This is a genomic window from Brevibacterium jeotgali, assembly GCF_900169175.1.
Classification (GTDB): Bacteria; Actinomycetota; Actinomycetes; order Actinomycetales; family Brevibacteriaceae; genus Brevibacterium; species Brevibacterium jeotgali.
This window is the reverse complement of record NZ_FXZM01000007.1, coordinates 166,149-186,186: the sequence shown is the minus strand read 5'-3', so window position 1 is coordinate 186,186 and position 20,038 is coordinate 166,149. Positions and strand designations below refer to the sequence as shown.

18 protein-coding genes are annotated in these 20,038 nt (G+C 67.8%); 8 read left to right on the top strand and 10 right to left on the bottom strand.

Annotated features, from left to right (window positions below; all coding sequences use genetic code 11):
* The coding region (locus BJEO58_RS08875; RefSeq protein ID WP_101589124.1) for an ISL3 family transposase at nt 1–989 on the bottom strand (989 nt) is incomplete at its 3' end.
* A 254-nt stretch (nt 990–1,243) separates the two neighbouring features.
* Here BJEO58_RS08875 and BJEO58_RS08870 point away from each other — a divergent pair.
* Both BJEO58_RS08870 and BJEO58_RS08860 read left to right on the top strand, forming a co-directional pair.
* The gene (locus tag BJEO58_RS08870; protein WP_101589093.1) at nt 1,244–1,486 is read left to right on the top strand and encodes a hypothetical protein; all 243 of its coding nucleotides are present in this window, start codon (nt 1,244–1,246) and stop codon (nt 1,484–1,486) included.
* A 357-nt stretch (nt 1,487–1,843) separates the two neighbouring features.
* Nucleotides 1,844–3,499, top strand: a complete 1,656-nt coding sequence (locus BJEO58_RS08860; protein ID WP_219617099.1) for a PTS sugar transporter subunit IIABC family protein — start codon at nt 1,844–1,846, stop codon at nt 3,497–3,499.
* Here the strand turns inward: BJEO58_RS08860 and BJEO58_RS08855 are convergent.
* Nucleotides 3,447–4,469 (bottom strand): NAD-dependent epimerase/dehydratase family protein, encoded by a 1,023-nt coding sequence (locus BJEO58_RS08855; protein ID WP_101589092.1) that lies wholly within the window; start codon nt 4,467–4,469, stop codon nt 3,447–3,449. The two genes, BJEO58_RS08860 and BJEO58_RS08855, sit on opposite strands and share 53 nt — an antisense overlap.
* Nucleotides 4,470–4,595: 126 nt before the next feature.
* Here BJEO58_RS08855 and BJEO58_RS08850 point away from each other — a divergent pair, with 126 nt between their 5' ends.
* Nucleotides 4,596–5,324 carry a TetR/AcrR family transcriptional regulator gene (locus BJEO58_RS08850; RefSeq protein ID WP_180951888.1) on the top strand — a complete coding sequence of 243 codons (729 nt, stop codon included), beginning with the start codon at nt 4,596–4,598 and terminating at the stop codon, nt 5,322–5,324.
* 48 nt (nt 5,325–5,372) lie between these two features.
* Here the strand turns inward: BJEO58_RS08850 and BJEO58_RS08845 are convergent, their stop codons facing one another.
* Both BJEO58_RS08845 and BJEO58_RS08840 read right to left on the bottom strand, forming a co-directional pair.
* On the bottom strand, nt 5,373–5,918 hold the full coding sequence (locus BJEO58_RS08845) for an adenine phosphoribosyltransferase (RefSeq protein WP_101589122.1): 546 nt from the start codon (nt 5,916–5,918) through the stop codon (nt 5,373–5,375).
* Between the two features lie 144 nt (nt 5,919–6,062).
* A complete protein-coding gene (locus tag BJEO58_RS08840) occupies nt 6,063–7,004 on the bottom strand; it encodes an SDR family oxidoreductase (RefSeq protein WP_101589090.1) in 942 nt (313 codons plus the stop codon).
* 196 nt (nt 7,005–7,200) lie between these two features.
* On the opposite strand from BJEO58_RS08840, the gene BJEO58_RS08835 reads away from it, so the two are divergent.
* Complete coding sequence (locus BJEO58_RS08835; protein ID WP_101589089.1) at nt 7,201–8,202, top strand: FkbM family methyltransferase; 1,002 nt, start codon at nt 7,201–7,203, stop codon at nt 8,200–8,202.
* Between the two features lie 111 nt (nt 8,203–8,313).
* On the opposite strand, the gene BJEO58_RS08830 is transcribed toward BJEO58_RS08835, so the two are convergent.
* Nucleotides 8,314–8,748 (bottom strand): VOC family protein, encoded by a 435-nt coding sequence (locus BJEO58_RS08830; protein WP_101589088.1) that lies wholly within the window; start codon nt 8,746–8,748, stop codon nt 8,314–8,316.
* 137 nt (nt 8,749–8,885) lie between these two features.
* Between BJEO58_RS08830 and BJEO58_RS08825 the strand changes: the two genes are divergently transcribed.
* The 4 genes from BJEO58_RS08825 (at nt 8,886) to BJEO58_RS08810 (ending at nt 13,094) form a co-directional block, all read left to right on the top strand.
* The gene (locus BJEO58_RS08825) at nt 8,886–9,809 is read left to right on the top strand and encodes a tryptophan 2,3-dioxygenase (RefSeq protein WP_101589121.1); all 924 of its coding nucleotides are present in this window, start codon (nt 8,886–8,888) and stop codon (nt 9,807–9,809) included.
* Nucleotides 9,810–9,900: 91 nt separating this feature from the next.
* Complete coding sequence (gene kynU, locus BJEO58_RS08820) at nt 9,901–11,250, top strand: kynureninase (RefSeq protein WP_101589087.1); 1,350 nt, start codon at nt 9,901–9,903, stop codon at nt 11,248–11,250.
* Nucleotides 11,240–12,160 carry a PaaX family transcriptional regulator gene (locus BJEO58_RS08815; RefSeq protein ID WP_101589086.1) on the top strand — a complete coding sequence of 307 codons (921 nt, stop codon included), beginning with the start codon at nt 11,240–11,242 and terminating at the stop codon, nt 12,158–12,160. The genes kynU and BJEO58_RS08815 overlap by 11 nt, the downstream gene beginning before the upstream one ends.
* Before the next feature lie 151 nt (nt 12,161–12,311).
* Nucleotides 12,312–13,094, top strand: a complete 783-nt coding sequence (locus BJEO58_RS08810) for an alpha/beta hydrolase (RefSeq protein WP_246075875.1) — start codon at nt 12,312–12,314, stop codon at nt 13,092–13,094.
* 31 nt (nt 13,095–13,125) lie between these two features.
* Here the strand turns inward: BJEO58_RS08810 and BJEO58_RS08805 are convergent, their stop codons facing one another.
* From BJEO58_RS08805 to BJEO58_RS08785, 5 genes are all read right to left on the bottom strand, one after another.
* Nucleotides 13,126–13,956 carry a class I SAM-dependent methyltransferase gene (locus BJEO58_RS08805; RefSeq protein ID WP_219617098.1) on the bottom strand — a complete coding sequence of 277 codons (831 nt, stop codon included), beginning with the start codon at nt 13,954–13,956 and terminating at the stop codon, nt 13,126–13,128.
* 200 nt (nt 13,957–14,156) lie between these two features.
* Nucleotides 14,157–15,011, bottom strand: coding sequence for an 8-oxoguanine DNA glycosylase OGG fold protein (locus tag BJEO58_RS08800; RefSeq protein WP_144573769.1), 855 nt, complete (start codon nt 15,009–15,011; stop codon nt 14,157–14,159).
* Between the two features lie 208 nt (nt 15,012–15,219).
* Entirely contained in the window at nt 15,220–17,247 is a 2,028-nt protein-coding gene (locus BJEO58_RS08795; RefSeq protein WP_101589118.1) for an HNH endonuclease signature motif containing protein, read from the bottom strand.
* A 504-nt stretch (nt 17,248–17,751) separates the two neighbouring features.
* Entirely contained in the window at nt 17,752–18,852 is a 1,101-nt protein-coding gene (locus BJEO58_RS08790; RefSeq protein ID WP_101589084.1) for a mandelate racemase/muconate lactonizing enzyme family protein, read from the bottom strand.
* Complete coding sequence (locus BJEO58_RS08785) at nt 18,849–19,868, bottom strand: LysR substrate-binding domain-containing protein (RefSeq protein ID WP_101589083.1); 1,020 nt, start codon at nt 19,866–19,868, stop codon at nt 18,849–18,851. Before BJEO58_RS08785 ends, BJEO58_RS08790 begins: the two co-directional genes overlap by 4 nt.
* Nucleotides 19,869–20,038 lie beyond the last annotated feature (170 nt).

The window sequence follows — 20,038 nt, the reverse complement described above, 5'->3', positions numbered from 1 at the left end:
TCCTGATACACACCCCAGGTCGCTTCAACCTCGACATGGCGCTGGTCGGCGAACACCTCCTCGAGTCGCGCATGCTGCTTCTCGGTGAGAAGACCCGCTCCTGTCAGCAGAGTCCGGCGGACCCGGTAGAGCGGATCACCAGTCCTACCCCGACGACCGAACACATCGCGCTGAACACGGCGCCGACAGTTCTCCAGCGCGTCCCCGGTAAGCCGGATCACATGGAATGGATCCATGATCGGAGCAGCGTCGGGAAGCTCTTCGGCGGCGGCGGTCTTGAACCCAGTGAATCCGTCCATCGCAACGACCTCGATCCCGTTCTGCCACTGCTGCGGGCGTGCAGCCAGCCACCGCTTGAAGACTGCTTTGGAGTGGCCTTCGACCATGTCCAGCAGCCGGGCAGGTCCGGTCTTCTCACGCACCGGGGTCAGATCGATGATCACGGTCACGTACTTGTCGCCACGCTTCGTGTGGCGCCACACGTGCTCGTCGACACCGATCGTGGTGACACCGTCGAAGCGGTGAGGGTCATCGATCAGTTGTCGTGCGCCTTCAGCGAGGATCGCGTCGTTCGCGGCCGACCATGACACGGCCAGTCCTGCCGCGACGCGGGAGATGGACAGATGGTCCACCACGAGTCCTTCCAGTCCCCATCGCAGACCGCCGCGGGAGATCTTCGCCCGCGGCGGCGCCGCTGCGGTCGTGTCCTGGCGCCACACCCGGCCGCATCCTGAGCACTTGTAACGACGCACGCGGATCAGCAGCGTCGTGGGTCGGTGTCCGAAGGGTTCGTGCGCGAGCCTGCGCACCACCGTGTCCCGTGGCGTCCCCTCACATCCGCAGTGCTGGCACCACTGGTCTGGTTCAACGACTCGGCATTGGAGCATCGCTCGGTCGGGTTCCAGGTGTTGTCCGACGGCTTGGAGACCGAGCTCGTCGAGGCGGCAGAACGTGGTCAGGCAGGGCGCATCAAAAGTAGGGTGGGACATGTCGAGGTCTTCCGGATGGGCAGTGTAGGAACTTCCATCTTCAGGGAGACCTCGACTCCTACACGGACAGCGACGCGCTCAACGGACTACACCCTCGTTCGAGAAGAGCCTCATATCCACCGCTCCCATGAATGCAGCGAATAGGTCGATCGACTGAGCGTCGCGTGCCTTCAGGCGGTGGTGCCGGTTCGCTTCTCCCGCCATTCTCGTCGGGCTATTCGTGATGCCCGAAAAAGGACTTCCGAGGATTCTTCATGTCTTTTTCCCACCCCTATCCGATTCCCCATCGCGTCGCGCTGTCGATCGGTCTCGCCCTGATCCGTTGGGCGAGGAGCACGACGCGCTCCGCTGGGCGGCTGCCTCACCCCGAGCCCACCGCTCATCACCACGAGGACGATCATGCGACGGCGATCCGCCGTCACCAGGTCGAACGCCAGATCGAGAGTGAGCGCGCGGACGCCCTGCGTCGCTACCTCACGATGCCGCGTCAGCCGTGACCCGCGCGCGTGGCCCGCACGCACGCGTGAGCCGCACGCACGGGTCGACCCCAGGGGGCCACCCCGGAGGGGCTCCCGTGACTGGACGCTCTACGTCGGACTGTTCGCCGGCGTTCTCGACAGGTTCGCCGGGTCTGCCGGGTCGGGTGGGGATGCGGGGCCCGGTGGGGACGCGGGGTCTGCCGGGCGGGCGGGGACGCCAGGCGGTCGGGCAGTCGGCGCCCGTGCCAGCCGTTCGGCTCCGCTTCGCGGGGTCGCCCGATCCGACCCCCAGGTCCGGTTCTAGGATTGAGCGTTGGGGTCGTCGGAAATCGCATTCGCTCGGGCGCCCCGTCATCCGTGGAAGACGAGGGGACCATGACGGACGAATCGATGGCGGACGCCGGCGCGTCCGAGCAGACCGACCGAGCGCGCACGATCGTCGTGATCGGCAGCAGTGGCGGGAACCTGCGCAGCCACGGCGGCGACGATCCGCGTCAGCTCCTCTCCGACATCGTGAGGCAGGCGGGCGCGGCCGGATTCGACCTGGTCGACGCCCAGTTCGTGGCGGCGACGGCGTCGATGGACGGCGTCAGCACGACGACCCCTGCGAAGCTGTGGGGAATATCCGCGGATGGTGTGCCGTACGCCCACGTCGACGGCACGCTCGACGAGGTCAACGCCGCGGCTCGCGAGCAGGACGCGGAGCTCGCCCGGCGTATCGGTGCAGGTGAGATCGACGGCCTCATCATCATGAGTGCCGACCCCGGCGACGTGAACGCGCAGGCGCTCGCCGCTGCCGCGGAGGCCGGCCTGCCCGTCGCAGGAACCGGCGGAAGCTCGATCGCGAAGGCGCAGCAGCAGGGCGTCCATCTCGTCGCGGTGTCCGGGACGACGGGTACGACCAGCTCGACGCGTGCGGTCGCCTACATGTCCGGCCTCGCGCGTCATTGGTCGGTGAAGTACCGGCCAGTGCTCGGCGGTTCGTCGGGCGGGTCCGGGGGAGTGTCGGGCGGCGCCGTCGCCGATGCCCCCGCCTGGAAGCGGATCAGCATCCGCGGCATCATGGTCGGCTCGCTCCCCGCCTTCATCGCGCTCGCCCTCGTTCTCGCCCTCAGCCGCATCCCGGGTGCGGACTTCCTGAGCCCGGTCTTCGACCTCCTCCTCGCGGCGCTGCCGATCGTCGTGTCAGCGGTCGCGGCGCGGAAGGTCAGCGGACTCGATGAGGTCGGCCTCGTCGCCGGTGCGCTCGCGGGGATCCTCGCGCAGGAGGGTGGGATCCTCGGTGGTCTTGTGAGCGGCATCCTCGCGGGCCTCGTCGCGCCCACCGTCATCCGCTGGACGCTCGCGTGGAGGTTCCCCGCGACGACGGCGAACATCCTCACGGGCGCCCTCGCGGGCCTCGTGCCCGGCCTCCTCGTCTACTTCGCGCTCGCACCGTTCACCAGTCTGCTGGGCGACTGGGTCAAGGCGGGCATCGAATCCGCCGTCGATTTCAGTCCGCTGCTGGCCGGCGCGCTCGCGGGCCTCGTCATGTGGCCCGCGATCATCGGAGGCGTCTACCACTCGGTCATTCTCCCGCTCGTGCTCCTCGAGATGGGGGAGAAGGGGCACAGCTTCTTCGGGGCGATCGACATGGTCTCGCTCGTCATGGTGTCGTTCGGGATCACGCTCGCGAACGTGGTGCGGTCGCGGACGTCGGGTGAGCGGGCGCTCGCGGGATCCGGGTCCGCCGTGAACGTCTTCTTCGGCACGTTCGTCGAGGCGTCGTATCCCTTCATGTTCGGCGACAAGCGGGTGTTCGCCATTGCGCTGATCGCGGCGACGGCCGGTGGCACGGTCGTGGGGATCACCGGCGCCGAGGCCTCCGCCTACCTCCCGGCGTTCGTCGCTCCGTTCATCTCGACGACGGCGTGGGGCATGACGCTTGCGATGCTCGTGTCGTTCGCGATCGCGTTCGTCGGGACACTGCTGGTGAACGTCATCGTGACTCGGAAGCGGAGCGATGCGGGTGCTCAGGCGTGGAGCGCCTGAGTGCCGGGGAGCGGGGTGCTGTGCTCCGCTGATCCTGTCCGGGGGAGTTCCCGCCGTCGCAGGCCCACTCCTCGAGCACCTCCGTCCATGGCGTCGGCTCGACGGTGCGCTCCCTCGCGAGCATGCCCGGCTCCAGCACGCTCGGATGCGCCCACAGGTACGACTGCGCGGCGAGCTCGCGGAACAGCGGGGAGGCGAATCCGACGATCCGCAGCGCCCATGTGGGGATGCGGGACACGCCGGCCGGCTTCCGTCCCTTCGCGCGCGCAGCATCGGCGGCCATCTCACGCTGCGTGAGCGCCGGTGCCGCCGGGACGGTGAGGACGGCGTCGCCGGCGGCGGACACGACCTCGGCGTTCTGCGCCGCGGCGACCATCGCTCGCGTCATGTCCGGGATGTACGTGAAGGTGCGGGCGGCATCGGGGTCGCCCATGATCCACGCCCGCCGTCCCCTCCCCGCGGGGTCCATGACGAGCAGCTGCAGCACCGACGACTGCGGGTTCGCAGTGGGGCCGATGAGGTCCGCCGCAATGACGGAGATCGTTCGCGCCGTATGCGACGCCCGCGAGGCGAGCAGCATTGCGCGCACTTCGCCCAGCGGGGAGACGGGGGCCGCTGCCGAGGACTCCTTCAGTGATCGTGCGCGTTCGCCGTAGGCGTACACGGACTCAGGGAAGACCACGGGGATGTCGAGCTCGGCGGCGACGTCCATGACCGCGGCCTCGCGGTGCGGCAGGTCTCTGAGCCACGCCTTGTGGTCGTAGGAGCTGTGGACGCAGTGGAAGATCGCGCTCGCACCATCGGCCGCCTCGCGGAGGAGTCGCGGATCGGCGACGTCGCCGCTGAGTGTGTGAGCGCCGGGGACGGGGGCGGTGCTGCGGCGGAGCACCGTGACCGAGTGTCCGGAGTCCGTGAGGCCGCGGACGAGCTGCGCGCCGATCTGACCGGCTCCTGTGACGAGGTAGTGCATGGCCGACTCGTTTCTGTGAGCAGTGATCTCTGTTTGCAGGTGTCACGGTATCTTCGCGTGTCGGAGAAAACAAGATCAGTGATCACAGAATTGTTCGGGATGCGAGCTGGTGGCAGACTGGCGACCATGGTGAACGGTGAGGGATCGAGAGGTGTGCGCGGGACGCACGCCGAGGCCAGGGCGCGGATGCGGGAGGGGATCCTGCGAGTGGGCAACGTCCAGCTCGAGTCCCGCGGTGCTGGTGCGCTGTCCGTGCGGGAGATAGCGCGGGAGCTCGGGGTCGTTTCATCGGCGATCTACCGCCATGTCGCGGATCGCGACGCACTGCTGACCCTGCTCGTCGTCGACGCGTTCGACGACCTGGGCGATGCGGTCGATCGTGCTCTTGACAGCGTCTCTGCGAGCGGGGCTGAACCGCGCGCCGCGCTCGCCGCCCTCGCCCGGACCATGCGGGAGTGGGCGCTCGCGCATCCGCAGCGATGGGCGCTGATCTACGGGACTCCGATCATGGGGTACGCGGCACCTGCGGAGCAGACCACCGTGCCGGGCACCCGGGCGATGGCGAGGCTCGCGGGGATCCTCGCAGCAGGGTCACTGCCGAGCGACGCGGTGGGAAGCGCGAGTTCCGGACTCGTCGATGAGCTGCGGGTGAGCGCAGAGGAGCTGGGGCTCGCCCCGGATCCCGTCCTCCTCGCGGAGGGGATCGGGACATGGTCGTCCCTTGTCGGCACCGTGAGCGCCGAAGTGTTCGGCCAGTTGGGAACGGACCTCGCACGCTACGGAGCAGAGCTGCTGGATCGATGGATCGCGTCGACCTCGGCGCGATTCGAGCTGGGACCCGCCGTCCTCCGCTGACCCCAGTGTACGCGGATCGCGGCACCGCTGCAGCGATGATGCAGTGCGTCAGACGGTGAAGACCGCGTGACAGCCCGGCACGAGTGTGCGTCCCTTCAGCTCCTCCAGCTCGAGGATCACGGCAGATCCGACGACCGTCCCGCCCAGTCGTTGCACGACTGTGCGGGCGGCCCGCAGCGTCCCACCGGTCGCGAGCACATCGTCGACGAGGAGCACCCGTGCTCCGGTGAGATCGCCGGAGGACTCGATGGCGGCCTCGGCGTACTCCAGCCCGTATTCGACCGTCACCTGCGGGTTCGGCAGCTTTCCCGCCTTCCGGATCGGGAGCACGCCCGTACCGGCAGCGGCGGCGAGGCCGCCTGCCATGACGAATCCGCGGGCTTCGATTCCAGCGACGAGGTCGAACCCCGGCGCGTCCCCGTCCGCGCAGAACGGTTCTGCCATCGCATCGAGGACATCTCGGTACGCGCGCGGATCCGCGAGCAGCGGCGTCACGTCGCGGAAGAGCACGCCGGGAGTGGGAAAGTCCGGAGTCGTGGAGATGAGTGCGGACGCGCGCTGAAGCCCTGCGGAATCGCCGTGCTGGGTCGCCAGACCGGGAGGCTGCGGGGAGAAGGGCGTCTGAGGGTGATCTGTCGGAGTCACGCGGACACTCTACGCGTCGAGCTCCGCGTCCATGCTGAGGATTCGGAGTCAGGTGATGGGCGTCTCGTGATCGGCGTCAGGTGATGGGCGTGGTCAGGTGATGGGGGTGCCACCGTTCACGTGGAGCACCTCGCCGATCACATAGCTGGATTCCGGGGATGTGAGGAATACGTACGCCGGGGCGAGTTCGGTGGGCTGTCCTGCGCGTCCGATCGGAGTGTCCTTGCCGAACTGGGGGAGTGCTTCCTTCGGCTGTCCGTCGGAGACCTGCAGCGGTGTCCAGATGGGGCCCGGAGCCACGGCGTTCACTCGGATGCCCGTCTCCGCGAGCTGCTGTGCCAGGCTCTTCGTGAAGTTGTCGATCGCGGCCTTCGTCGCGGCGTAGTCCACGAGGTGCGGCGACGGCTTGTACGCCTGCACGGATGTCGAGTTCACGATGGTCGATCCAGGCGGTAGGTGCGGGATCGCCGCCTTCGACAGCCGGAAGATCGCACGGATGTTCGTGTCGAACGTGTTCCGCCACTGCTCATCCGTCACATCGGCGATGTCTTCGACGGCGATCTGGCGCCCAGCGTTGTTCACGAGGGCGTCGAGGCCGCCGAGTGCCTCCACGGCGTCCGAGATGAGCGAATCGCAGAACTGGGCGTCTGACAGGTCCCCTGGGAAGAGGAACGCCCGGCGACCGGCCTCCTCGACGAAGGCTCGGATCTCCTGGGCATCCTCCTCCTCATCGGGAAGGTAGGACAGGGCGACATCGGCGCCTTCTCTGGCGAAGGCGATCGCGATCGCCGCACCGATCCCGGAATCTGCGCCGGTGATGAGTGCTCGACGTCCCTCGAGGCGACCGGTGCCCCGATACGAACCCTGTCCGCGGTCCGTCTGAGGGATCAGCTCCTGGTCGAGGCCGGGTTCGGGCTGATCCTGCCGCGGGGGAGTGATGTTGGGGAATCGCGTGACCGGGTTCTGGAACGTCAGCTGGTCGGTGGAAGTCGAAGATGTCTGCGGAGATGTCTTCGACGGTGTCGTGCGAGCCACGGCGACCTCCTCTGATGCGGTATCCGGCCGATGGCAACAACGGTTCCTCGGGCAAGGTGGCCTGTCAAGGGGGTGTGCCTGTCACGAGGGTGGGGTCGTGGTGCTGGCCGTCCCCCACTGTGGACCTGCGCGACGCTGGTCACAGTCGACCGCATAGGCTGGCGGGACGACGGGTTCCCGACGGAGGCGTGTGACCATGGGCGATGACGCCGACACCGACACCGGATCTGCAACTGCGGACCGTGCAGGCACGAAGGGCTTCAGAGCGGCGTCAGCGCGCGCCGATCGTGCACGGCGCCAGAGCTGGTACGGGGCGAAGCGGCATGTGAAGGCAGTGCTGAGTCACCCGCTCGTCCACCCGATCCTTCGTGCCACCGCTCCGCGCCTCTCGCGGATCCGTGTCGGGCGGCTGCCGGCACCGCGGGAACTCATCGAGGTGACGGCCTGTGTGGATGGCGCTGACTTCATCATGCTGAGGCCTGACCGATGCGAGATCGCGAAGGAGCTCTACTGGGGCGACGGTCGCCGACCCGAGGCGGAGGATGCCTACGCGATCGACCTCATCGTCCGTCTGACCGACGACGCCCGCACGTTCCTCGACGTGGGCGCCTACACGGGCATCTTCTCCCTCGCGACCCTCGCAGCCCACCCCGACCTGCGCGTCCACGCCTTCGACATGGTGCCCCCAGTCGTGCGGATGCTGCGGGCGAACATGGCGCGCAACGGATTCGTGGGCCGGGTCGTCGTCCATCAGGCGGGTGTGGGCGATCCGACGCTGACGGCTCGCATGCCATCGGTCGACAGCGGTTCGGCTCTGCCGTCGTTCCTGTCGTCTGACATGACGTTCGACGACGGTGAGGACGTGGGGTTCCTGTCACTCGACTCGTTGACGGATGAGGTCGAAGGGCCTGTCGTCATGAAGGTGGACGTGGAGGGCGGCGAGACCGATGTCTTCGCGCACGGCAGCGGGTTCCTCGCAGCGCATCACCCGGATATCCTGTGCGAGGTGCTCGCCGACGCGGACGGACCTCGGCTGGAGGAGCTCCTGAGCGTCCACGGATACCGCTATTTCCATGTGGGCGCAGACAGCATCCGAGAGCGTCCCGGCATCGTTCCGGACGATTCCGTCCGGGACTGGCTGTTCACCGTGAGGACGCCCGCGGAGCTGCGGCGGATCGGCGTGACTGTGCTGGACTGATCGCAGCGCTTGCCTGCTGGGTGCCGGACTGCTGGGCGGCCGGACTTATGGGCGGCCGGACTTATGGGTGGCTGGACTTATGGGTGGCTGGACTGATGGGCGGCCGAGGCTTCAGGACTCCGGGTCGATGGCGCTGATGTTCATCTGCCAGTTGATGCCGAAGCGGTCGCGGAACGCCCCGTAGGTGTCCCCCCACATCTGCTTCTGCAGAGGTATCTGCACGGTTCCGCCCTCTGACAGGGCGTCGAAGGCACTGCGGATGCGCTGCTCGTCATCGCCCATGATCGCGAGTGTGACGTTGTTCCCGGTGGTGAGCGGTTCGGGCGACATCCCCTCGACGTCATCGGAGACGTACAGGCGGATGAGGTCGGTGACCTCGAGGGAGCCGTGCATGATCGCATCCGAGACGGGGTGGTCGGGTGGGACGGCGCCCGCCTCGCCGAACGTGAAGAACTGCGGCTCAGTGCCCAGGGCGGCGCCATAGAACTCGAACGCTTCACGTGCGTTGCCGGGGAAGCGGAGGTAGGGGTGGAGTGCGGCGGGCATGGGATGCTCCGTTCGTCGACGACGCGGGAGGCGGATCAGCCTCGGCGCTGAGACCAGTAAACCATCAGGGGCGGACGCCCGACAGTTTCATTGCAGATTCTTTCCGATCGACAGCAGAGTGCAATACGATGGATGCCATGGACAGCGCCGCACTGCAGCCCGACGAACAGGACACGACCGCAGCCCGCAATGAGCGGGATATCGAGGAGGGGGTCCAGAGGGACTTCCACAGGCGGATGTCGTACGGGTCCTACCTCGACCTCGACCATCTGCTTGCCGCGCAGCATCCCGTGAGCGAACCCGAGCACCACGACGAGCTGCTCTTCATCATCCAGCACCAGACCACGGAGCTGTGGTTCAAGCTGGTGATCCACGAACTCGAATCAGCCTGCTCCCTCATTGCAGACGACCGGCTCCAGCCGGCGCTCAAGCGCATCGCACGCGTCAAGCACATCCAGCGGACTCTGACGGAGCAGTGGTCGGTGCTCGCGACCCTCACGCCGTCTGAGTACGTCGAGTTCCGCCAGTTCCTCGGCAGCTCCTCCGGCTTCCAGTCGTGGCAGTATCGTGCGGTCGAATTCATGCTGGGCAACAAGAACCGCGGCATGCTGGAGGTCTTCGACGCGGATCCGCATGCGCGCGCAGTCCTCACGGAGAAGCTCGAGGCTCCCAGCCTGTACGACGAATTCCTCCGCTATCTGGCCCGCCACGGGTACGCGATCCCGTCGCACCTGCTCGATCGCAGTGTGAGCGTCGCACATACCTTCGACGACGGACTCGTCGCCGTGTTCGCGGGGATCTACGACGCACCGGACGCGCAGTGGACGGTCTACGAGACATGCGAGGAGCTCGTCGACCTGGAGGAGAACTTCCAGCTCTGGCGGTATCGCCACCTCCGGACGGTCCAGCGCATCATCGGAGGGAAGCGGGGCACTGGGGGGTCCAGTGGAGTGGGCTTCCTTCAGAAGGCACTCGACCTCACCTTCTTCCCCGAACTGTTCGCGGTGCGCACGGAGCTCGGCAGCGCAGGCGCCGAATCGGCGGCACCGCGCACACCGTAGATCGCTCACCGTCTGCGCATTCCGCAGCGACCTGACATGCCTTTCGACGTCTTCACATCCGACGCAGTGCGAGAACCCGAGGAGCACGACCATGACGGACGAACACGGTGCCGACAGCACTACCCGACGCGATGCGGAACGACGCGCCGGCACAGGCACCCGACACGGCGCCGACCACGGTCTCGCAGTCCTCGAGGGCCGTGCCCGATCGCTCGACGCCGCTGACCGACTGGCCGCCCATCGCGGCGCGTTCGCAGCCGCACCGGGCGTCGTGTCGTACCTTGACGGCAACTCTCTGGGCCGCCCGACGGCGGACGCTGCGGAACGACTGAGGTCGTTCACCGCGGACCAGTGGGGCGGACGCCTCATCCGCGGCTGGGAGGAGGGGTGGTTCGAGAAGCCCCTCACGCTCGGCGACCGGCTGGGCTCCGCGACGCTGGGTGCGGGCCCCGGGCAGACATTCATCGGTGAGTCGACCACGGTCGTCCTCTACAAGCTCATCCACGCCGCACTCGACATGCGGCCGGACCGCACGGAGATCATCGCCGACTCCGCGAACTTCCCCACGGACCGCTACCTGATCCACGGCATCGCCGAGGAGCGCGGACTCACTGTCCGCTGGTTGGAGCCGACGGACGTGGACGCGGCGCCGAGCGACGCGACAGTCACCGGAATCAGACCGGACCAGGTCGCAGACGTCGCGAGCGACACGACGGCGCTGGTGCTGCTCAGTCACATCGACTACCGCACGGGATACATCGCGGACCTGCCCGCCATCACGGACATCGCGCACCGCGCGGGTGCGCTCGTCGTCTGGGATCTCTGCCATTCAGCGGGGGCCATGCCGCTGGAACTGGATGAGTGGGATGTCGACTTCGCCGCCGGCTGCACCTACAAGTACCTGAACGGCGGCCCCGGGTCTCCTGCGTTCGGGTATGTGGCATCCCGCCACATACGCACCGCGACGCAGCCGATCCGTGGATGGATGGGGGTCGCCAACGCGTTCGAGATGGGCCCGTCGTACGAGCCGCACCCGGGAATCCGACGATTCGTGAGCGGCACGCCTGCAGTGCTCGGGATGGTGCCGCTGGAGTCGATGCTCGATCTGGTCGACGAGGCGGGGATGGAAGCGATCCGCGCGAAGTCGACTGCTCTCACGGACTTCGTCGTCGAACTCTTCGATGAGCTGCTCGCTCCGCTCGGCGTGCGGCTCGGCTCACCCCGGGACGGTTCACTGCGCGGCGGCCACGTGACGATTCACCATGACCTGTGCGAAGCGGCGCTGCCCGCGCTGTGGGAACGCGGCATCATCCCCGATTTCCGGCGGCCCAACGGCCTGCGGCTGGGACCTTCACCGCTCTCGACGGGCTTCACAGAGGCGTACGAAGGCGTCCTCGGTATCCGCGACGCACTGCTGGAGGCAGGCGCGAGTGGGGGATGACGATCTGCTGAGACAGACGCGAGTGGGGGATGAGGACCTCGGCAGGTCCGGGGGGTCGGTGCACGGACTCGACGACTTCGACGCGCGGCCGGGCAGCATCACCTCGCTGCTGCGGACGTTCGTGGGTCTCCACGTCCGGAAGCTCGGTGGCTGGATCGCAGTGGCGGATCTCGTCGGTCTCCTGCAGGATGCGGGACTCACCACCACGGGGGTGCGGTCCGCAGTCTCGCGGGCGAAGGCGAAGGGGCTGCTCACAGCTGAAGCCCGCGGTGGGACGTCCGGCTACACCCTCACTGACCGCGCGGTGGGAATGCTGGAACGAGGTGACGCGACGATCTTCTCGCGTCGTCGGCACGCGGTGGAGGACGGTTGGTGCCTGCTGTCGTACTCGGTTCCCGAGGGGATGCGGCCCGTCCGCTATCGGCTCCGCCGCCTCCTCGCCCAACTGGGCTGTGGGACCGTGGCCGACGGGCTCTGCATCGCACCGCATCGGCTCGCGGACGCTCTCGAGTCCCACCTCGAGGACGCGGGCCTGCGCGAATGGGTCTCCGTGTTCGACTCAGCGGAGCTGCGGTCCGGGGAGCGCCTCGCGTCCGCATGTGCGCTCTGGTGGGACCTCGAGGCGACGGCGGCACTGCACAGGGACTTCCTCGAGCGGTTCTCCGGCGCAGGAGCAGCGGGCGGAATGGAGGCACGGTCCGGCCGCGACGCTTTCGTGTCCCAGTTGAGGGTCGTCGACGCGTGGCGCCCCATCCCCTACCTGGACCCGGGACTTCCCCTCGAGGCGCTGCCGTCGGATTGGCCCGGAGACGCAGCGGCTGACCTGTTCGCGGAGATCATCGCACGCGTGTCACAGCCCGCCGCGGAGTACGTCGCCTGCGCAGTGACCGTTCCGATCTCAGGCGAGTGACGCAGGAGATCAGCGCCCGGCATGGTTGGCTGGGTACGGGTGGTGCGGGCGACGAGGCGCTGCCGCCAGAGGAGAGCGAGCAGGCGTATCGCATGTGCACTGAGAGCGGAGTCGCATGTGCACCGAGAGCTGAGGCGAGGAGTTCGACACGATGACGATCGAAGGAACCACAGGAAGCGACCCCTCGAACCACGAGGAGGCCCATTTCGGGCGGATGCTGTCCGCCGAGGCCGGTGCGGGACGCCGAGTCGCGTACGGGAGCCTGCCCGATCAGTACTTCGAGTGGTTCGGGGATCCGCACACCGCGGGAACCGTCGTGATCCTCATCCATGGCGGGTACTTCCGCGAGCGGACGACCCTGGCACATGTGCGTCCCATGGCGCACGCCCTCGTGAGCAGGGGTGAACGTGTAGCCGTTGCGCTCCTCGAGTACCGGCGTGCCGGTGGTGCGGGGGGTCATCCCCGCACCTTGGAAGACGTGGAGAACGCGATAGCCCACGCAGCGGAGAGCGTCGGCGACGTTCGGTGGGTGGTCGCAGGGCATTCCGCGGGAGGCAGCCTCGCGCTGTCATGGGCGACGCGTCAGCAGGAGTGCGGTCCGGAGGTCCGGGTCCGGCCGCTCGCACCCGTCACCGATCTCGTCGCCGAGGCCCGTGACGGACTGGGAGACGGCGCTGTCGTGGACTACATGGGTGCGTCACCGGCGGAGGACCTGTCGCGGTACCTCGAAGAGGATCCCCGGTCGCGAGCTGCGCTGATCCCCGCACGACTCGATGTACTCCTCATCCATGGGACGAGGGACGCGACTGTGGACGTCGCATTCTCGCGAGGGTTCCCTGCGGCGCGGCTCGAGGTGGAGGGGGCCGACCACTTCGACCTCGTCGATCCGCAGTCGCCCCTCTTCGACGCGGTCGTCGAGGCGCTGCTGGGCTGACGGAGACTGCGGGGGCCGTTCGCTGTATTCGTCAGCTGCGGCGGGCGACAGCCATCTCTGTCGTGGGGCTCTCGGTCAGCCTGCGCGCGAGAGCACGCTCCACGGGATACAGCGCCGCACCGGTGAGGTTGCCCGTGACCTCGGTGAGTGTGGCTGCGCGGAGCAGCCCGCCCCACGCCTTCCGCCACAGCCATGGTGCATCCACCTGAGCGTTCATGAGGACCAGGTGCGGGATGCGGTGCTCGACGGAGAGCTCGACCTCTCCGAGCGCCTCAGAGATCCACTCGAGACTGCGATTCGTCTGGTGGGCGGTGCGGTCCTGTGCCCGGTGGACGAAATTCTCTGTGAAGACGAACCGACCTCCGGGTTCGAGGAGCTGCGAGATGTTCCGGAGTGCAGCGCGGTACTTGTCGTCGTCCGTGATGTGGAAGAGGACGTCCATGCACGACACGACGTCGAACGTGCCGGGTTCGAACGGGCCGATGCCGGTGGTGATGTCGAGCTGCTCGATCCGGCTGTCCGGGAAGTGCTCGCGCAGGTTGCGCACAGCAGACGCAGTGAGGTCGCTGCCGACGACTTCCGTGGGCCGCATGCGGTTCCACCATCGCAGATACAGGCCAGTGCCGGAACCTACGTCGAGGATCCGCGAAGACCGGCGCACTCCCGTTCGTCCGGCTTCGCGGAGGAAGACCTCCTCCCGCGCCTTGTACATCCACGAATTGAAGGATCGGCCGAGCGCCTTGTAGCCGACGCCGCTCTCCGTCCAGTCCTCGTCGAGCCGGTTCTCCCAGAACTCTGAGTGGTCTTCGGGAGCGTGCCCTGCTGCGGTGGTGGGGGTCGACGTCTCGTGGTGGGCCGTCACACTCGTCCTCGCCTATGCGTGGGTCAGCCTCCGCGCCACGGAGGAGGGCACTCTGTCGCGATTCATCCTATGGCGCGATCCTCCGCAGCAGATGAGATTCACGGGGTGAAGAGGCCCCGGGTGGGCAGGGCTCCAGGTGGACAAGGTTCAGGGTAGACAGAGCTCAGGGTGAGCGGGGGCGGGGCGGCGCCGTTCTGATGTCACGCGGCGTGAGAGTCTTCCTCTCCGTCATCGCGGATGAGTCGATAGATCCGGTCGCAGACATCGACGGCGCGCAGACCGTACGGTTCACCCCACGCGCTGAGGAGTGCGACGTACCTGCCGTAGTCGTCCGTGCGCCCTGATCGCAGCCGGAGCAGATCGCCTTCCGGGGTCGTGGGCGTCCCTCCGAGGTGGTCTGTGTGGTGTACTCCTGCGTCGCGTACGTCGTCGATGAGTCGTGCTTGGGTTTTGAGCCATGAGATCGCCTGATTGTCGAGCATCGGTGCAGGTGGGTTGGTTGGCGCGGCCTCTTGACTCAGGGCAAGGGTGCCGATGTGCAGCCACTTCGTGAAGAACGAGGGGCCCAGGCCGTAGATGCGTCCGCAGTCGACGCCCACCAGGTGGTCTGCGTCGGTGCCCTGGTGGCTCTTCACCTTGTGCGTGCAGTCGTTGAGGTAGCTGAACCCCTCGATGGCACCGTCCCGCACGGCGACCTCGAGCGACGTGCGCAGTGCAGTGCGGACCCGAAGGCTCTCCTCCCTGCCCTCGGGTCGGCTGCTGGCGGTGAGGATGCGGGCGACGCGGTAGCCGGCGTATCCGGCTCTCTCTCCGTATGCCCACGCCATCGTGGCGGTGAATGCGCCCACAGCGTCCTCCGGCCAGTGGGATGAGAAGGAGGCGATGGCCTTGTCGCGGTTCATCTGCGTGGGCAGTCCGGCGATCGCTTCCGAGGCGTGCTGAAGCTCGCTGAACTTCCGGATCCACGATTCTTTGGGGACTGTGAAACTCCTCTGCGGGGCAAGCGGTCCGGCCATGAGCTCTTTCAGAGCCTCCGGTGGTGCAGGAAAGGCCATGGGGGTTTCATGGGACGTGGTGCGTGATCGCATCGTCGCTCCTCTGCGTGCTGGTGGTGAACGTCGGCTGGTGATGAAGGTGGGCCAGCGATGAACGCCGGGCGGTACGGGGTGTGTTCAGTCGTGGTGGACGTATGAGGGGAACGATCGCGGTCGTCGCCTCCGCTGCGTGGGGTGTCCGGAGGAGCGAGCATGGACGCGTCCTGGCTCACGGGTCGAGGGGGAGTTCCGCGGGCAGATTCAAGAGTGCGACGCGGAAGCGAGAGTGGAAGAGGGGTCGCTGTCGAGGGTCCACCGATGTGGGTGGCGTCCAAGCGGGGAGGCCTCGGAGGAAGACGGACTCCCACCCTGAACGTTCGAACCACCTGTGGTGGAACGGACAGACGAGGGTGAGGTTGTCGATCTCCGTCGCACCGCCCTGCGCGAATGCGAGGATATGGTGTGCCTCGCACCATTCGGCGGGTGCGTCGCAGTCGGGGAAGGTGCACCCTTGGTCACGCGCCGCGAGGACCGCCATCTGGCTGCGCGTCGCGAATCGTCCCTGTGAGCGGACTTCGATGGTTCGTCCACCGCCATCGACGACGCGGACGAACATCTGCGCTGCGTTCGACCAGGTGCTGAGCTGGTGGAGGCTGAGTGGGCTGCCAGCGTGGGTCGAGAGCACGTTGTCGGGCCGGACGAGGTCGTCTGGTCGCGCGGTGACGACCAGTGCGTGGTCCGCTCCGTGCAGCACCCGTTCACGCGCGGCGGACCGCAGGAGGAATGCGAGCCTGTCATGCCGAGCCAGACCCGGGGTGCTCGTCTCATCCTCTCGGAACACGACATGATGAGGGCGTCCGTCCGCGAAGACACCGCCAGGTTTCCCCGCGCTCACCGGACGGAGGTCGGCTTCTGCCGCGGCGCCGGGCGCTTCGGCGTCCTTCGTCGACGCTGTCCCTGTGGCGGGTTCTGCCGATGTGCGTCCAGGGGGCGTGTCTTCTGTGGGTGCGCGGCCGAGGACCTTCTCCCAGAGCACGGTGCTCGCAGTGCCGGACTCGGAGCGGCGGGCCCGCTCGAGGAGGCCTTGCACAGCTTCGGAGACACGATCGCTGAGATGCACGGGCCATCCGCGACTGTCGAGGTAGAAGGAGGGCTCCTCCTCGAGGAACGTCCCGGACCTCCCGTCCAGCTCGATCGTTGCGTCGGAGTGGACTGCTACTCGAGTGCCGTCCCAGACAGCTTCGCGTGGAAGCGGCGGGATCACCTGCTCAGTGCCGGGCGGCGATGGCGGCTCGGGGTCTTCGGCGGATTCGCGGCCCTCGGAATGCTCGCGGCCCTCGGAGTACTCGGGGTCGTCGGAATGCTCGGGGACCGTCTCTGGGTGAGATCCGGACGTCCCGCACGGGTCGGGCTCGCGCTCAGTCGTCTCCGTGTGTGCTTCGGCGTTGCAGTCGCGATGCGGCCGCACATCGACGGGTATGTCAGCGTCCTTCATGCGCCCGTAGAGCAGTGCGCGCAGAGTGGTGCCGGTGGGGCAGTCGAGCAGTCCGCGCAGGCGCCAGTCGCCGTTGCGCTGCTGGGTGAGGGTGACTGTGTACGCCAGTGGGTTGGTCTCGAACCGCGGGAGTCTGCCGTCGGGGTCGATGTGCTGGATGATCCGCTGACAGAGCTTGGGGAAGTCCTTGAGGCGCACGGTGGGGGCGAGTTCGACGAGCGTCCTCTCCACCCTGTCCGAGTAGAGGGAGCGCACGGTGGGTGGAAGGTCGCCGACCGCCTTGCACAGTGCGTTCGCCTCATCTGCGGAGATGCGTCCGTCCGCGAAGTTCTCAGCGATCACAGGGCGCGCAGCAGCCTGCGCTTCACCCACCGCAGAGACTCGCCCGGCGAGCTGCTCGCTCAGGTCTGTTCGGCGACGGGCCTCCTTGGTGGAGATGCGGAACTCGCCTGCGAGCAGACCTTCGGTGGTCCGGTAACCGTGCGCGGCGCTGTCACCGATGCGCTGATAGTGCGCAAGGAGGTCGGTGCTCAGCGCCTCCACCAGCCGCCCCGCGACCTCCAGTGACCTGATGCCTGCGAGGGTTTCGCGGGCGCCGAGCGATCGGTGCGCGGCAGACCGTTCGCGGACCTCATGAACGATGTCGAGAAGCTTCGCGAATTGTGGGGCGCGCTCCGTCAGCAGTGAGCGGTCCGCCGCAGAGAAGGGGACCCGGAAGCCGGGCTCTTCGACAGAATTGTCCGGCTCCTCCGCACGTGTCATGACGTCCACCCCCTCGCTTCGCTGCGATTCACCACCCGCATTCGATGTGGTGTTCGAACAGTCTATTCGATCATCGTGGGAAGGTCGAGAGGCAGGGGGTATTTCAGTGCACTGAGGTGCTCACTGGCGGGACACCCGTGCGCACCGGAGTTTTTGAGGGGTGTCGGTGCTGTTCACGGTATGCGGATTACCGGTCACAGGAGCGGTCAGGGCGGCTGACTATCAGCGCTGGACCTGTGGATGAGCCGCGCGGAGGTGTCGACGGACCCACTCAGTCCCACCACGGCCGCACCGGAGCCCGCCGGACGCGGAGAGCGGGCTGCTCCGCACGGATTCGCGCAGAACAGCCCGCGGATCCGGTTCGCCTGCTCCAGAGTGATGACGGCCGCCGGCCTGTGCGGTCAGCATGATGGCCGCTGTGAGAGGCGGGAGGGACTGAGTAGCCTCGAGTCGGGTGACGCGCACAGGGCCCGGATGCTGATGCCGCCATCCGTGGCGGCTCAGTCAGTTCTGCCGGTAGCGCGCCAGCTTGTCCTCATCGATCACAGTGCCGACGCCGGGCTCGTCCCGGACGAAGATCCGACCATCGGTGATGGTGATCGGGTCGGCGAGCAGGTCGTCGGCCATGTCGAGGAAGTTCGAGAGTTCCCCTGCGCGGGCGGACGTCGCGCGATGCGCGGCACCGAACGTCACCGTCGCGATCGATCCCACCTGGGTGTCGATCTGATTGCCCATCGTGACGTCGACGCCCAGTCCGGTGCAGAGGCCGAGGATCTCCTGCGCCTCTGTGAAGCCCGACCGTGCGGTCTTGATGCAGATCGCGGTGCAGCCGCCTGACAGCAGCTCGCGCGAGGCATCGCCGGCGGTGGGCACGGACTCATCGCCGACGACGGGGATCGGCGACTGCTCGACCAGGCGGCGGCGTCCCATGGCCTCCTTCGCGTCGTTCGGCTCCTCGAGGAGGGTGAGGCCCAGGCCGTCGGTGCGACGCAGCACCTCCATCGCCTCATTCGCCGTCCAGCCGCGATTCGCGTCGAGGTAGATGTCCACGTCGTCGCCGAGCCCTGCGCGCAGGACTTCGCAGGCTTCGACGTCGAGCCCCAGCGGTCGACGGCCGACTTTGAGCTTGAACGTGGTGATCCCGTACTCCTCGCCGAACCGCAGGGCTTCATCGAGCAGTTCCTGAGCGGGTCTGAACCCCAGCATGTGGCTCACGCGCATCGAGTCCGTCCAGCCGCCCAGCAGCTTGTGGACCGGTGTGCTCAGGTACTTGCCGGCGATGTCCCACAGCGCGATGTCGACAGCGCCCTTCGCGACCTGGTTGTGGATCGTCCGCTGCATGACCTCGTGGATCTTCTCGCGGTCGAAGGGGTCCGTGCCCACGATGTGCGGCGCGAACACGTTCTCGACGACCTCGACGATCGAGGCCTGCGTCTCGCCGTACGTGTAGGGCCGGGGCGGCGCGTCGGCCGTGCCCACGACCCCCTCGTCGGTGTGGATGCGGATGAGGACGTGTTCGGCGGTGTGCACCTCGCCCGAGGCGAACTTCAGCGGGTGCGTGTACGGGATCGCATAGGGGACGGCTTCGAGGGCGGTGATCTTCATGGGGTCTCCGTGGGTTCGGATGCGGTGGGTCTGCTCGGTGAAGCGGGGGAGGCGGACGGCGCGGCCGAGGCCGGGGCGGCGGGGCTGCCGGGCGGGGCCTCGGCGGGGGCGGCCGTGGATTCCGCGGCGGTCCTGAGCGAGTCGGCCGCTTCGCGGACGAGGCCGGCGAATGCGGCGACGAGCGGTGAGGAGTCGTCCGCCCGCCACCCCGTGGCCAGTCCGATGCTCACAGCAGGTGTGAGGGGGCGGATCGTGATCGAGGTGCTGAGGGGGAGCGCGGCGGGGGCGGGCAGGATGCAGAGGCCGAGCCCGGCGGCGACCAGCGCGATGAGCGTCGACGTCTCCGTCGCCTCCTGGATGATGCGCGGACGGAAGCCGGCCCGGCGGCTGACCTCCGCGGCCACGGATGCGACGGCGGATCCGCGCGGATAGCTGACGAGGTCCTCGCCGCTCAGCATGGACGCGGCGAGCGGCCCCGTCTCGTGCGCGAAGGGGTGGTCCTGCGGCAGTGCGACGACCAGGGGGGTCTGTTCGAACTCATCGAGGCGGAGGGCGGGCGAAGCGATCGGCGGTCGGATGATCGCGGCGTCGAGTCGGTTCCCGAGCAGGCCCTCCTCCATCTGCGGCGTGAGCATCTCGCCGATCACCTGCAGCCGGACGTTCGGCATGCGGTGTCGGGCCAGCCGGACGATCTCCGGCATGAGGCGGTAGGTGGCCGTCCCGGCGAATCCGAGGCGGAGGACGCCTGCGGCACCGCGGCCGACCTCGGCGACATCGGTGCCGGCTGAATCGACGTCCGACAGGATCTGCCGCGCGCGGTCCACCAGCAGTCGGCCCGCCTCCGTGAGGTCTACGCGGCGAGTGGTCCGCTCGAACAGCTGGGTGCCGAGCACTGCTTCGAGCTGCCGGATCTGCTGCGACAGGGGCGGCTGTGCCATGTGGAGCTTCTCTGCGGCGCGGCCGAAGTGACGCTCCTCGGCGACCGCGAGGAAGTAGCGCAGGTGCCGCAGCTCCATGGAACCTCCTCGTTCGTGCTCCGCCGTGCTGTCCTCAGGTGCGGGCCGTGCCAGGGGTCCCCGTGCCGAGGTGTCGGCTTCAGCGTACGGGCGACTCTCACCGGTGGGAAAGACCAGTTTCGGCTCGATTGAGAGGTGCAGCATCTCAATCAATCGGAAACGCGTCCTTC

What these genes read in the sequence shown, in the direction of transcription:
- BJEO58_RS08870 (WP_101589093.1), top strand. Translation starts at nt 1,244, where the DNA reads ATGTCTTTTTCCCACCCCTATCCGATTCCCCATCGCGTCGCGCTGTCG.
- BJEO58_RS08860 (WP_219617099.1), top strand. Translation starts at nt 1,844, where the DNA reads ATGACGGACGAATCGATGGCGGACGCCGGCGCGTCCGAGCAGACCGAC.
- BJEO58_RS08855 (WP_101589092.1), bottom strand. Translation starts at nt 4,469, where the DNA reads ATGCACTACCTCGTCACAGGAGCCGGTCAGATCGGCGCGCAGCTCGTC.
- BJEO58_RS08850 (WP_180951888.1), top strand. Translation starts at nt 4,596, where the DNA reads ATGGTGAACGGTGAGGGATCGAGAGGTGTGCGCGGGACGCACGCCGAG.
- BJEO58_RS08835 (WP_101589089.1), top strand. Translation starts at nt 7,201, where the DNA reads ATGGGCGATGACGCCGACACCGACACCGGATCTGCAACTGCGGACCGT.
- BJEO58_RS08830 (WP_101589088.1), bottom strand. Translation starts at nt 8,748, where the DNA reads ATGCCCGCCGCACTCCACCCCTACCTCCGCTTCCCCGGCAACGCACGT.
- BJEO58_RS08825 (WP_101589121.1), top strand. Translation starts at nt 8,886, where the DNA reads ATGGACAGCGCCGCACTGCAGCCCGACGAACAGGACACGACCGCAGCC.
- kynU (WP_101589087.1), top strand. Translation starts at nt 9,901, where the DNA reads ATGACGGACGAACACGGTGCCGACAGCACTACCCGACGCGATGCGGAA.
- BJEO58_RS08810 (WP_246075875.1), top strand. Translation starts at nt 12,312, where the DNA reads ATGACGATCGAAGGAACCACAGGAAGCGACCCCTCGAACCACGAGGAG.
- BJEO58_RS08800 (WP_144573769.1), bottom strand. Translation starts at nt 15,011, where the DNA reads ATGGCCTTTCCTGCACCACCGGAGGCTCTGAAAGAGCTCATGGCCGGA.
- BJEO58_RS08795 (WP_101589118.1), bottom strand. Translation starts at nt 17,247, where the DNA reads ATGACACGTGCGGAGGAGCCGGACAATTCTGTCGAAGAGCCCGGCTTC.
- BJEO58_RS08790 (WP_101589084.1), bottom strand. Translation starts at nt 18,852, where the DNA reads ATGAAGATCACCGCCCTCGAAGCCGTCCCCTATGCGATCCCGTACACG.
- BJEO58_RS08785 (WP_101589083.1), bottom strand. Translation starts at nt 19,868, where the DNA reads ATGGAGCTGCGGCACCTGCGCTACTTCCTCGCGGTCGCCGAGGAGCGT.